The organism is Pseudomonas sp. WS 5071 (genome assembly GCF_012985765.1).
GTDB lineage: Bacteria > Pseudomonadota > Gammaproteobacteria > Pseudomonadales > Pseudomonadaceae > Aquipseudomonas > Aquipseudomonas lundensis_A.
The window spans coordinates 143,515-155,442 of the sequence record NZ_JAAQWY010000003.1 but is presented as its reverse complement, the minus strand read 5'-3'; the positions used below and the strand labels follow the sequence as shown (position 1 = coordinate 155,442).

Genomic DNA, 11,928 nt, shown 5'->3' with positions numbered 1-11,928 from the left:
TGATTGAGGCCGAGCTTCGCAATGGCCCTCTCATAGCGCGGGCAACTGTTGTTCAAGCGGGCTGCCGAGTACCTTCAGGTACTCCAGCAAGGCCCAGCGTTCTTCAGGGTGCAGCAAGCGCCCGATTACGCCATTACCCTGCGGCCCGGCGCGAAATTCATGGCCGCTGTTGTGGTTACCACTGATGCGGGTGTCGAGCACAAAGCCACCGTCAAAGGCTTCGGTGCGATACCCCAGATGACGCGGATCGTACTCAAACGTGCCGCGGTAAAACGTTTCGTCGCGCTCGGACTGAGGCGACAGCAACTGATACAAGGTGGGGACCGAGCCGTTGTGCAAATACGGCGCCGTGGCCCAGATCCCGTCCAGCGGCCGAGCCTTGTAAGCGCGCACCTCTTGCACGGCAATCGGCAGCCCATACCCATTCAGGCGATCCTGTTCCTGCGGACTGATTCCGGCAGCGTTGTACGCATGCTTTTCAACAAAGGCGGTGATGTACGCCAACCCTTTGGCAACGGACAGTTGATGCAAGTCCAACGGTTCATCGCTGTGTGGGAACAATGTGACATTCATCTGCGCCAACTCAGCCGGGTCCCATTGCAGGGCGCTCACGTCGTAGCGGTTATCAGCGATGTTATTCGCGGTATTGGGGTCGGTGCCAATCACGTCCAGCGGGATCACCGTGAGCTGTTGCACGCGGCGGCCATCTTCGTCCTTGACCTGCGGCACGTGGCACCCGGCGCAGTTTTCGGAGAACAGGGCTCGTCCTTTGGCGGCCAACGGGCGGTCGATCTGGCCGAAGAGGGCTTCAGGCCACACCGGCGGTTTGAGTTTTTGCAGGGTTTCTTCAATCAGGTGCAAATCAGTTACCCGAACACTCGAGGGGTAACGTGCATCACCTTGTAATGGCTGACCATGGCTGTCGAAGAAATTCAGGGTGGCACCGACGCCCAGGGCTTCCCCGATATTGCGTGCCATCGGCTGCTTGGCCGAGGCGGTCCACTGCACCCAATCGAACGTCCACATGTCCCATAAATGCGGGTAATCCACGGGGGCGTCGGCCACGCGGTAGTTGTCAGGGGATATCGCGTCGCCAAAGCTGGCATTGGCTATGCGGCCGAAGGCGTCCGTGCGGCCGGGGCCTTCCAACGTGGGGTAGAGGCCGCGATGGGTGTCATTCCAGGCCACGGCAAGGAAATTGTCTAACGAGGCTTTGAACTCGCTGCGCAACTGTTTGTGCTGCGCGTCATAGTCATCGCCCAGCACGGTGCGGGCAAAACGCTCGAATTTCCAGGGGTTGTAATACGTGGCGGCCAGGCTGGCCACTAACGCTTGGCCGAAGCTGCCACCGCGCAGGGTGGGTACGCTTGAGGGCAGCACGTGCTGGGCCGGCGCGCCATCCACGCGCAAGGCTTGCCCCTGATAACGCAGTTCGCCGGTGTGGCAGGCGGCGCAGGTGATGTCGAGGTACTCGACCGTGCTGCCGGGGTTGCTGTGGCGTGTGAAGCCCACAGGCAAGTTGCCGGGGTTGGCCGCACTGGCTTTTTGTTGTGGCTCGACCAGAAACCCGAAGCGCGCCAAATACTCGGGCGCGGCGAAGGGTTGCTGCGAAAATGGCAGCTCCAGCGCACTGAACCAGTTGTAGCGCAAACCTTTTACTTGAGTGCCTTGGGGCGTGTAGTAATACGTCTGGCGGTCTGCCGGGCTCCATTGATCCAGATAATGCAGGTGCTGCGGCGCCTTATAGGCAGGTAAGTGAGGATTGGCGGTGAAATAAACGACCACTGCAATCAGCCCCGCCACGGCCACCAGCAGGATTAGCAGAACACGGTAAAACAGACGCACTGTCACGCTCCTTGTCAATTTTTTACAGTCTTATGCCTTACAGAGTGGCTGGCATCAAGTAGCCATTAGTTCCCTCTGGAAAAAGTGCGCAAGCCTTGACAGACTGCCTTAAGTGTTAACAAAAGTTGCGGCGATTATGAATTGTGTTTTAAGCGTGAACTTCTGATCGTTTTGTCGCTCTCATGCCGGTAGCCATTGGTCGCGGCCGCCTGATAAGCTCGCGGCTTTATTCGATTGCCCATTTGGCGCATGAACAAGGAAATAGCATGAAACAGCATCGGTTGGCGGCAGCTGTGGCTCTGGTAAGCCTGGTACTGGCGGGTTGCGATTCGCAGACCAGCGTAGAGCTGAAAACTCCGGCACAAAAAGCTTCTTATGGCATTGGCCTGAACATGGGCAAGAGCCTGGCTCAAGAAGGCATGGATGATCTGGATTCCAAAGCCGTCGCCCTGGGCATCGAAGATGCCGTTGGCAAGAAAGAGCAGAAACTCAAAGATGATGAGCTGATCGAAGCCTTCTCGGCGCTGCAAAAGCGTGCAGAAGAGCGTCTGACCAAGATGAGTGAAGAAGCCTCTGCTGCAGGCAAAAAATTCCTCGAAGAAAACGGCAAGAAGGCCGGTGTCACCACCACAGCTTCTGGCTTGCAATACGAAGTGATCAAGAAAGCGGATGGTCCACAGCCAAAAGCGACCGACGTTGTGACGGTTCACTACGAAGGCAAACTGATCGACGGCAAGGTGTTCGACAGCTCGGTTGAGCGCGGCAGCCCGATTGATCTGCCGGTAAGCGGCGTGATCCCGGGTTGGGTTGAAGGCTTGCAACTGATGCACGTGGGCGAGAAGTACAAGCTGTACATTCCTAGCGAGCTGGCTTACGGCGCTCAAAGCCCAAGCCCGGCCATTCCGGCCAACTCGGTGCTGGTATTTGACCTGGAACTGCTGGGCATCAAAGATCCGGCAAACGCTGACCAGGAAACTGCTCCGGCAGCACCTGCCAGCAAATAAGCGTTTCGCGACACACAGCGCCCCGTCTCGACGGGGCGTTTGCGTTTTTGTAGTCCCCTTCTTACGCGGTTGGTCCACTCTGTGGCGGGCCTCACCAAGGCTGTAAGCCTTGAGCGCTAGTGCCAGTTGACTGCCAAGTCAATGAATTTGTGGGTTTTTTTATGTGTGTAAAAAATGCCCGATCTGAGCGCAGCCCTTATAGAACGGGCCTCTCAGAGGCCAAAATCAGCTCTGTTCACAAGGTTATCCACAATTTGTGTGGATAACATTTTTCTCCCCGCTGGCTGTTCTCCACTGCTCGATGATTTTTATCCTGCGTCAGAACAAAAACCCCCAAGACCTTATCGGCTGTTAGGATTAAGCTTCTAAGGAAAGTTCCGACTCGATTTACTTAAAAGTCTGACGGGGTTTAGTAATGGATCTTCAAATTATCAAGCGCAACGGTGAACCCGAGTACGCGGTTCTTTCATGGGAAAGCTATCAGGCACTGCTCAAGGCGGCGGGCTTGAATCAGCCGTTGGCACCCATCGAGGCACCCCCCGCGCCAGAGCCTGAGCAGGCACTGCCAGGGCTTGATCAACTGCGAAGCTTGCGCGAAGCAAAAGGGCTGGCACTTGAGGCGCTGGCACGCACGGTGGGCATCAGCCCGTCTTACCTGAGCATGATCGAAAGCGGCGAACGACTGCCCGACAGCGCCATCAGTCGCAGCCTCGGTTGGGAGTTGGGCATCACTGGATGGAGGGACGCGTCATGAGCGTGCGCATCAGTCGTCAACACTGGGACGGATTGCTGGCTGAACTCGATCAGGCGCGCCGACAGCGGCATCTGGTGACCTACCGTGCGTTGCTGGAACGCTTGCAGTTGCCCAGCCCGGCAATGCTGACCCTGACGGCCGCCCTCGAACATTTGGCTGCCCTGGATACCAAGGCCGAGCAGCCCTTGCGCAGCTCATTGGTCATCAGCCAGGGGGCCAGTCGTTTGCCGCGCACCGGTTTTTTCGAATGTGTGCAACGACTGGGGCGTTTCAGCGGCCCGCCGGATGGCGTAGCCGCCGCGTCCTGGCATGCTTCTGAAGTGGTACGCGTGTTTGAACATGCGTACGAACATGAGGAGGCCTGAGTGTTCTGGCGACTTAAGGCGCGCTTAAGCTACTGGCTGGCGCGCAGGTTATTTCACTGGCGCTGGTGTGTACGCCAGCCGTGGTTATGGCGCTGGATGGAAGGTCAGTTTGCGCGCATGGCTAACCTGGGTGATACCGACGCTCAAAGCTTCTATGGCCACATCCTGGCCTTTCGCGGTCAAGGGCTGGGCGCCAAGGAGGAGGGCGTGCGTCTGTTGCGCCTGGCGGGTCTGGCGGGCGATGGCAAAGCCGCCTACCAAGTCGGCGTGTTCAGCCTTGCAGGAAGCGTGAACAAAGCGCCTGATGCCGCCGAAGCGGTGCGCTGGTGGATCATGGCGGCCAATGCGGGTCATCCCTTGGCACCGATCAAATTGGCAGCGTTGTATGAGCAAGGTGGTCCGGGATTGCTGGCCGATCCCGAGCAGGCCCGTCGCTATCAGGCCGTGTCGGGCTAACCCGGCGACCGTGCCAATAAAAAGGGCGGGCCGCTTCACGCGGCCCGCCCTTTTTACATCGGTGAATCAATCCACTGTTGCCGATCAACCGTTACCTTTTGGCCACCTGACCATTGAGCTTCAGGTAGTCCAGCAAGATGCGCCCGGTCTCACTCAAGTAAGCGTCATCTTCCGGTTTGGTCTTTTCAGGCTCGACCGGCAGAGCATCTTCGTCTTCTTTCTTCATTTCCTTGAGCGGTGCTTCGCCTTTGGCCTGGCGACGGGCGTTTTCCATCGCCAGTTGCTTGGCTTCAATGTCGGCGTGCTGCGCGCGGCGCTCGGCTTCATTCAGGCTGACGGTCTTCTCGTTCATCAACGTGTCTGCCAACGACAGCTTGTCACGGATAAAGATGAATTCCGCATCCTTGGCCGTGCGCGCTTCATGGTCCGCCTTGAGCTTGGCAATGAAAGGCTTGAAGGGGTCAACCGCAGGCTTGATCGCCGGGCGGATGGTGTCCCATGGCATGGCTTCAGGCAGTGCGCTTTCACCGATTTCCTTGGTGTCGATGATCGACGGAAATGCGACGTCAGGCAGAACGCCCTGATGCTGGGTGCTCTGACCGGAAACCCGGTAGAACTTGGCCAGTGTCAGTTTCAGTTCGCCATGGTTAAGCGGTTGAATGGTCTGCACGGTGCCTTTGCCGAAGGTCTGGCCACCGATGATCAGCGCGCGGTGATAATCCTGCATGGCGCCGGCAAAAATCTCCGACGCCGATGCCGACAGGCGGTTAACCAGCAACGCCATCGGGCCTTTGTAGAAAGCGCCCGGGTTTTCGTCTTCCAGGACATCGACCTTGCCGTCAGCATTACGCACCAGCACGGTCGGACCCTTGTCGATGAACAGGCTGGTCAGCTCGGTTGCTTCCTGCAACGAACCGCCCCCGTTGTTGCGCAGGTCGATAATCACGCCATCGACTTGTTCCTTCTGCAACTCGGTCAGCAGTTTCTTGACGTCGCGGGTGGTGCTCTTGTAATTCGGGTCACCGGCACGGAATGCCTTGAAGTCCAGATAGAAGGCCGGAATTTCAATCACGCCAAGTTTGTAGTTTTTGCCGTCCTGTTTCAGGTTCAGGATCGACTTCTTGGCCGCTTGCTCTTCAAGCTTCACGGCTTCGCGGGTGATGGACACAACCTTGCTGGTCTGGTCATTCGGCGCATTGCTGGCCGGAATCACCTCCAGGCGCACGACAGAGCCTTTAGGGCCGCGAATTAACTTGACCACTTCGTCCAGACGCCAGCCGATGACGTCGACCATCTCTTTGTCGCCTTGTGCAACGCCGATGATTTTATCCGCCGGGGCAACCTGCTTGGTCTTGTCCGCCGGGCCTGCTGGCACCAGACGCACGACCTTCACTTGGTCGTTATCGCTTTGCAACACGGCGCCAATGCCTTCCAGCGACAGGCTCATGTTGATGTCAAAGTTTTCCGCATTATCGGGCGACAGGTAATTGGTGTGCGGGTCGTAAGACATGGCGAAGGTGTTGATATACGCCTGGAAGATGTCTTCGCTGCGGGTCTGATCAAGGCGCGACAATTGGTTCTTGTAACGCTTGGTCAGCAGTTCCTGGATTTTTGCAGGCTCTTTGCCAGCAATTTTCAGGCGCAGCACTTCGTCTTTAAGGCGTTTGCGCCACAGGTCGTTGAGTTCGGCTTCAGTCTTGAGCCACGGCGCGTCCTTGCGGTCGACCTCCAGTGTCTCTTTGGCGTTGAAGTCAAACGAGTCGACCCCCTTGTTCAGCTCTGCAAGAGCGAAGTCCAGACGCGATTTAACCCGGTCCAGGTAGCGCTTGTAGATCGTGAAGCCAGGGTTGAGGTCGCCGCTTTTGAGGAAATCGTCAAATTGGGTTTTCCATTTGTCGAATTCGGCAATATCGCTGGCCAGGAAATAACTGCGCGAGGGGTCGAGCAGCTTCAGGTAGCTGTCATAGATGATCACGGAACGTGCGTCATCCAGTGGCGGCTTGCTGTAATGATGGCGCTTGAGCAGCTCAACAACGTTAAGACTGGCAATTACCTCATCACGATCGGGCTGAAGGTTATCCCAACTGTTAGCGGCGAATGTATTGGCCGAAAGCGGTAAAACGCCGAGGCCAATGAATAGGGCAAGTGCGGTGCTAGGGAATAAATGCTTCATGCTGATTCGACGCGGGGGCAATTGATAACGCATATTAGGCCGTCTTTGAAGTCGCCGGTTCCATCAAGGACCGGTCGCATAATGCAAAAAGCCCGGTGCTTCAGCGCCGGGCTCAGTCCGGACTCACTATGGAGGCACTGTGAAAGCATTGCAAGGCGTTGAAGGTCAAGTGAAGTGGGTTGAAGAGCCAAGTCCCACCTGCGATGCAGGGCAAATTCGGATTCGTGTGGCGGCAGCGGGGCTTAACCGTGCCGATCTTTTACAGCGTGCGGGGCTCTATCCGCCACCGCCAGGCGCCAGTCACGTGCTGGGCCTGGAATGTTCGGGCGTGATCAGCGAAGTTGGCCCCGGATCGTCGTGGCAAGTGGGTGACCGGGTATGTGCGCTGCTGGCCGGGGGCGGCATGGCCGAGGAAGTGGTGGTGGATGCGCGCCATGCCTTGCCGGTGCCTGAAGGTTTGTCGCTGGTTGAAGCCGCGGCATTGCCCGAGGTGTACAGCACAGCCTGGTTGAACTTGTTCCAGCTGGCCGGTTTGAAACCCGGTGAAAAAGTGCTGTTACACGCAGGTGCGAGTGGCGTCGGTTCAGCCGCCATTCAACTGTGCAAAGCCTTTGGCAGCCCGTGCTGGGTCAGTGTGGGGTCTGCAGAGCGCCTGGCGTATTGCCAAGCACTGGGGGCGCAAGGTGGCGTGCTGCGTAACGAGGGGCTCGACAGCCTCAAGGCGCTGGGGCCGTTCGACGTGGTGCTGGACCCGGTGGGTGCCAATTACGTGGAGTCCAACCTGACGTTGCTGGCTCAGGACGGTCGCTGGGTGCTGATCGGTTTGATGGGCGGGCGCAAGGCTGAGCTGGATCTGGCCATCGTACTGGGCAAGCGGATCCAGCTGTTGGGTTCGACCCTGCGCAGCCGTGATGACCAGTTCAAAGCGGACTTGCTCAGTGATTTGGGTCAGCAAGTATGGCCTTTGTTCACCGAGAATCGTTTGAGCCCACAACTGGCTAAAACCTTCCCGATTGAGCAGGCGCAAGAAGCGTTTGATGAGTTGGCCGGCAATCAGGTGTCCGGCAAGCTGGTGCTGGTGATTGACCCCAGCCTGGTGTAAATCGGCCAAGCCCCTGTCCTGTGCGGAGAGGGGCTTGGGCGCTTACTTCCAGTGATGAACCGGCCACCCGGCTTTTTCAGCGTGCTCGCGCAATACCGGGTCAGGGTTGACCGTGTGCGGGTGATCCACTTTCAGCAGCAGCGGCAAGTCGTTGCGTGAATCGGAATAAAAACTCGCCCCTTCCAGATTTTCTTCTTCGGCGTCCAGCCACTCCAGCAAGCGGGTGATCTTGCCTTCGCGGTACGTCAGCGTGCCAACGGTGTTGCCCGTGTATACCCCGTGCTTGATCTCCAGCTCAATGCCCAGCACCTCATCGATGCCCAGGCGTTTTGCAATTGGCTTGACCAAATGGGTGCCTGAGGCGGAAATCACCAAAATCCGGTCTCCGGCCTTGCGATGGGCAGCAATGGTGCGGGTGGCGTCACTGAATATGATCGGCTCGATAGCGTCTTCCACCCAGGGCTCGACCAGGTGTTCAATCTCTTCAGGTGTGCGGCCGATCATTGGCTCAAGGCTGAATGCCATGTACGCCTCCATGGCCAGCTCGCCCCGGCTGTAGGCATCCATGAGTTCATTGTTACGCTTCATGAACGACTCGGGGTCGACCCAGCCCAAACGGCCCATCTGTTCGCTCCACAGGGTGGCGCAGTCGCCGTGAATGAGGGTTTCGTCCAGATCAAAAATTGCCAAAGCCATCAGCGCGACTCTCTTTTCAGTGAATTCAAGAACATCAGGCTACCTCACACAGGGTGCTTGGATCGATGGTCAGGGCAGCCCGCTGGCCATCCGGGAGCAAATCCGCCGATGAGCGATTGAGCACGTCGACGATCAACTCCACGCCGCGGACTTCTACGCGATAGCGGATCACATTGCCCAGCAGGCTGTGGCTGCGGATCAGTGCGTCGGGTTCGCCTTGCAGGCTTAATCCAAGGGTCTCTGGACGGATTGCGATCCGGCTGGTAACCGGACGTTGCAACAGGCGCGTGGCCGCCTCCGGATCCAGCAGGTTGTAGTTACCAATAAAACCGGCCGCAAAGGCATCCACCGGGGCTGCGTACAGGGTTTGCGCATTGCCGCTTTGGACAATGCGGCCCTGGTTCATCAAGAAGATGCGATCACTCATCGTCAGCGCTTCTTCCTGATCGTGGGTCACGAAGATGGTGGTCAAGTTAAGTTCGCGCTGGATCTGACGAATCTGCTCGCGCAAGTGTTTGCGAATCCGTGCATCCAGTGCAGACAGTGGCTCGTCCAGCAGCAACAGGCGCGGGCGAGTGACCAGCGAGCGCGCCAGCGCCACGCGCTGGCATTGCCCCCCCGACAACTGATGCGGGTAACGTTTGGCGTAGTCATTAAGCTCCACCAGTTGCAGCACCTCACTTACCCGCTTGTGGCTGTCATTGGCATTGACCTTTTGCATGCGCAGGCCAAAGGCCACATTTTGCTCGACCGTCATGTTGGGGAACAGCGCGTAACTTTGAAACACCATGCCAATGCCGCGCTTTTGCGGGCTCAGCGGGACAATGTCCTGACCGTCGAGCAGGATTGTGCCCTCGTCCACGGGCGTCAGCCCGGCAATACAGCGCAGCAGGGTGGACTTGCCGCACCCCGACGGGCCGAGCAGGGTGACGAATTCTCCCTTGGCGATGCTGCAATTGATGTCGCTGAACACCGGGGTGCCGGAATAGCTTTTTTGCAGATGTTCGACGCTGACGAAGCTCATTGGCTTTTGTCCTTGTTCAATAAGGTGGCAACCCAGGTCAGCACCAATACAAAGAGGAAATAAGAGATCACCAGTGCGCTGGTGAAATGGCCGCTGCTGTTGCGCATGTTGTTCAGGAACACCTGCAGGGTTTCGTAGCGGGTGCCCACCAGAATGTTGGCAAACACGAACTCACCGAAGAGGAATGAGAACGACAGCAGCAGCGCTACCAGCAAGCCTTTGCGCAAGTTGGGCAGCACCACCAGAAACGCAGCTTGCCAGGTATTGGCGCCCAGCAATTGAGCAGCGTCCATCAAGTCGCGCAGGTTGATTGCCTGCAGATTGTTGGTGATAGCGCGGTACATGAAGGGCAGCGCGACAGTGAAGTAACAGCCAATCAGAATCCACGGGGTTCCCACCATTTGCAGCGGGCCGGAGCCATACAGTTGCAGCAGGCCCACCGACGACACCACGGGCGGCACGGCAAAGGGCAGCAGGATCAGAATGTTCATTAGCGCGTCGAGCTTCGGGAAGTGGTAGTGCACCACAAACAGCAACGGCAAAATCAGCACCACCGACAGCGCCAGTGCTGCCACGCAGACCAGCAGCGACTGCCCGAATGCCGCCAGAAATCGCGGATCGCCCCACAACTGGATGTACCACTTGAAGGTGAACCCGCTGGGCACAATGGTGGCCGACCAACTGCTGGCGATGGAGTAGATCAGCGTGCCCAGTAACGGCAGCAGCAGGATCAGGAACAGCAGCCAGACCACACTACGGTGATACAGGCTGGCGGATGTGGATTCAGCGCGCGACATGGTAAGTCCTCTTCAACAGCCACTGATGCACCAGCGTCACCAAGGTCATCAAACCCACCAGAATCACGGCCAGGGCGCTGGCCATGTTCGGGTCGAGGCTGATATCGCCCGATACCAACGCGGCAATCCGGATCGGCAATACGTTGAAGTTGCCGGTGGTCAATGCGTAAACCGTGGCGTAAGCGCCCAAGGCATTGGCCAGCAAAATCACGAACGTGCCAAGCAGGGCGGGGGTGAGTACCGGCAAGCCAATAAAACGCCAGAATTGCCAACTGTTGGCGCCCAGCAGCGAAGCTGATTCGCGCCAGTCTTCACGCAGCGAGTCGAAAGCCGGGTACAGCAGCAACACGCCCAGCGGGATCTGGAAATAGGTGTAAAGAATGATCAGCCCAGTTTTGGAGTACAGGTTGAAATCCTCGATGATCCCCGCCTGTTTGAGCATGATCGTGATACTGCCGTTGAACCCCAGCAGGATGATGAAGGCAAAGGCCAGCGGCACGCCGGAGAAATTACTGGTCATGTTGGCAAAGGCGTTGACGAAATTACGCAGCCGCGAATCCACTTTGCGCAGTGAATAAGTGCCCAGCACCGCGATCACAATGCCAAATACGCTCGACCAGAAGCTGATCTCCAGGCTGTGCTGAATCGCCTGTCTGTAAAACTTTGAACTGACAATTTTGCTGAAGTTGGCCAGGCCCCAGCCGCTGTCTTGCGATTGCACGCTGTGAATCAGCACCCACACCAAGGGTGCGATCTGGAACACGATAAAAAACACCGCGAACGGCAGCAGGCATAACAAGGCGAGCCATTTCCCTCGACTCATGGGGCGGGCCTCAGCAGGTCGTGACACACGGGCTTGTCATGGGCCACGCCCAGTAATTGGCATACCGTGCCGCACAGCTCGGTTTGCCGAGGTTCAACGTCGGGGTTGAAGCTGAACGCCTCGCCCAGCACAAACAGCGGGACCTGGCGTTCCTCGTCGAGCAAGCCATTGTGCGAGCGGTCATTGTTCATGCCATGGTCGGCAGTCACCAGCACCTGATAACCCGCGTCCAGCCAGCCTTGCAGGTAGTCAGCCAGAATGATGTCGGCCGAGCGCGCACTGTTTCGGTACTGCGCCGAGTCCAGGCCATGTTTGTGCCCGGCATCGTCAATGTTCATCGGGTGCACCAGCAGGAAGTCGGGCGAATGTTTAACACGCAAATGCTCTGCGTCAGCGAACAGGTGCGAGTCGGGGTAGTGATCGGTCCAGTAAAAATGCCCGTACTGGATCGGGTAATCCGGTGCTTCGGTGTGGCGGTCACGCGGGATGATAAACGGCGAGCGGTTATACAGTTCGCTGACCCAGTGATAGGCCGCGGCGGCCGTACTCAGGCCCGCTGCGCGGGCGTAGTGGAACACGCTGCGCTGGTGGGACAGACGCGACACATTGTTGTGCACGATGCCGCTGTCAATGGGCGATACGCCGGTCAGGATGCACTCGTACAGCGGGCGCGACAGTGAGGGTAATTCACACGCCATTTTGTACAGGGCTGCCCGTTCGGCACCCGCATACGCCTGCAAATGCCCCATGGCATGGCGGGCAACTTCGTAATTGAGTCCGTCGAGTACTACCAAAATGACCTTGTGTTTCATCTACCACTCCGCAAGCGAAAGAGCATGCCGCCTGCCAGCCACTGCCGCAGGCTGCGCGGTGGATCGCAGTCTGCGGC

The 11,928-nt window shown here is 57.9% G+C and carries 12 protein-coding genes; 5 read left to right on the top strand and 7 right to left on the bottom strand.

The genetic code is table 11. The features are described 5' to 3' along the window. Window positions 1-30: 30 nt before the first annotated feature. Window positions 31-1,845: a di-heme-cytochrome C peroxidase gene (locus HBN61_RS02870; protein WP_170046126.1), complete on the bottom strand. Its 1,815-nt coding sequence runs from the start codon at window positions 1,843-1,845 to the stop codon at window positions 31-33. Between the two features lie 266 nt (window positions 1,846-2,111). Between HBN61_RS02870 and HBN61_RS02865 the strand changes: the two genes are divergently transcribed. The 4 genes from HBN61_RS02865 (at window position 2,112) to HBN61_RS02850 (ending at window position 4,424) form a co-directional block, all read left to right on the top strand. After that, window positions 2,112-2,849: an FKBP-type peptidyl-prolyl cis-trans isomerase gene (locus HBN61_RS02865; protein ID WP_094994027.1), complete on the top strand. Its 738-nt coding sequence runs from the start codon at window positions 2,112-2,114 to the stop codon at window positions 2,847-2,849. Window positions 2,850-3,264: 415 nt separating this feature from the next. Next, window positions 3,265-3,603 (top strand): helix-turn-helix domain-containing protein, encoded by a 339-nt coding sequence (locus HBN61_RS02860; protein ID WP_094994026.1) that lies wholly within the window; start codon window positions 3,265-3,267, stop codon window positions 3,601-3,603. After that, the gene (locus tag HBN61_RS02855; protein ID WP_094994025.1) at window positions 3,600-3,968 is read left to right on the top strand and encodes a hypothetical protein; all 369 of its coding nucleotides are present in this window, start codon (window positions 3,600-3,602) and stop codon (window positions 3,966-3,968) included. The genes HBN61_RS02860 and HBN61_RS02855 overlap by 4 nt, the downstream gene beginning before the upstream one ends. Next, window positions 3,969-4,424: an SEL1-like repeat protein gene (locus HBN61_RS02850; RefSeq protein ID WP_094994024.1), complete on the top strand. Its 456-nt coding sequence runs from the start codon at window positions 3,969-3,971 to the stop codon at window positions 4,422-4,424. It begins immediately after the preceding gene. Between the two features lie 91 nt (window positions 4,425-4,515). Here HBN61_RS02850 and HBN61_RS02845 read toward each other — a convergent pair whose 3' ends face one another. Continuing rightward, on the bottom strand, window positions 4,516-6,597 hold the full coding sequence (locus HBN61_RS02845; protein ID WP_169965958.1) for a carboxy terminal-processing peptidase: 2,082 nt from the start codon (window positions 6,595-6,597) through the stop codon (window positions 4,516-4,518). A gap of 139 nt (window positions 6,598-6,736) precedes the next feature. On the opposite strand from HBN61_RS02845, the gene HBN61_RS02840 reads away from it, so the two are divergent. Then, complete coding sequence (locus HBN61_RS02840; protein WP_169965956.1) at window positions 6,737-7,699, top strand: putative NAD(P)H-quinone oxidoreductase, PIG3 family; 963 nt, start codon at window positions 6,737-6,739, stop codon at window positions 7,697-7,699. Between the two features lie 42 nt (window positions 7,700-7,741). Here HBN61_RS02840 and HBN61_RS02835 read toward each other — a convergent pair whose 3' ends face one another. Genes HBN61_RS02835 through HBN61_RS02815 form a run of 5 tightly spaced genes read right to left on the bottom strand, consistent with a single transcriptional unit; the run spans window position 7,742 to window position 11,851 of the window. Further along, window positions 7,742-8,395 carry an HAD family hydrolase gene (locus tag HBN61_RS02835; RefSeq protein WP_094994021.1) on the bottom strand — a complete coding sequence of 218 codons (654 nt, stop codon included), beginning with the start codon at window positions 8,393-8,395 and terminating at the stop codon, window positions 7,742-7,744. A 34-nt stretch (window positions 8,396-8,429) separates the two neighbouring features. Next, a complete protein-coding gene (locus HBN61_RS02830; protein WP_170046125.1) occupies window positions 8,430-9,419 on the bottom strand; it encodes an ABC transporter ATP-binding protein in 990 nt (329 codons plus the stop codon). Further along, on the bottom strand, window positions 9,416-10,216 hold the full coding sequence (locus HBN61_RS02825; protein ID WP_170046124.1) for an ABC transporter permease: 801 nt from the start codon (window positions 10,214-10,216) through the stop codon (window positions 9,416-9,418). Before HBN61_RS02825 ends, HBN61_RS02830 begins: the two co-directional genes overlap by 4 nt. Beyond that, window positions 10,203-11,039 (bottom strand): ABC transporter permease, encoded by an 837-nt coding sequence (locus tag HBN61_RS02820; RefSeq protein WP_094994018.1) that lies wholly within the window; start codon window positions 11,037-11,039, stop codon window positions 10,203-10,205. The genes HBN61_RS02825 and HBN61_RS02820 overlap by 14 nt, the downstream gene beginning before the upstream one ends. Next, window positions 11,036-11,851 (bottom strand): alkaline phosphatase family protein, encoded by an 816-nt coding sequence (locus HBN61_RS02815; protein ID WP_170046123.1) that lies wholly within the window; start codon window positions 11,849-11,851, stop codon window positions 11,036-11,038. The genes HBN61_RS02820 and HBN61_RS02815 overlap by 4 nt, the downstream gene beginning before the upstream one ends. Between the last annotated feature and the right edge of the window lie 77 nt (window positions 11,852-11,928).

Excerpts from the sequence above, each read along its gene's own strand:
- HBN61_RS02865 (WP_094994027.1), top strand. The coding sequence starts at position 2,112 with ATGAAACAGCATCGGTTGGCGGCAGCTGTGGCTCTGGTAAGCCTGGTA.
- HBN61_RS02860 (WP_094994026.1), top strand. The coding sequence starts at position 3,265 with ATGGATCTTCAAATTATCAAGCGCAACGGTGAACCCGAGTACGCGGTT.
- HBN61_RS02855 (WP_094994025.1), top strand. The coding sequence starts at position 3,600 with ATGAGCGTGCGCATCAGTCGTCAACACTGGGACGGATTGCTGGCTGAA.
- HBN61_RS02845 (WP_169965958.1), bottom strand. The coding sequence starts at position 6,597 with ATGAAGCATTTATTCCCTAGCACCGCACTTGCCCTATTCATTGGCCTC.
- HBN61_RS02835 (WP_094994021.1), bottom strand. The coding sequence starts at position 8,395 with ATGGCTTTGGCAATTTTTGATCTGGACGAAACCCTCATTCACGGCGAC.
- HBN61_RS02830 (WP_170046125.1), bottom strand. The coding sequence starts at position 9,419 with ATGAGCTTCGTCAGCGTCGAACATCTGCAAAAAAGCTATTCCGGCACC.
- HBN61_RS02825 (WP_170046124.1), bottom strand. The coding sequence starts at position 10,216 with ATGTCGCGCGCTGAATCCACATCCGCCAGCCTGTATCACCGTAGTGTG.
- HBN61_RS02820 (WP_094994018.1), bottom strand. The coding sequence starts at position 11,039 with ATGAGTCGAGGGAAATGGCTCGCCTTGTTATGCCTGCTGCCGTTCGCG.
- HBN61_RS02815 (WP_170046123.1), bottom strand. The coding sequence starts at position 11,851 with ATGAAACACAAGGTCATTTTGGTAGTACTCGACGGACTCAATTACGAA.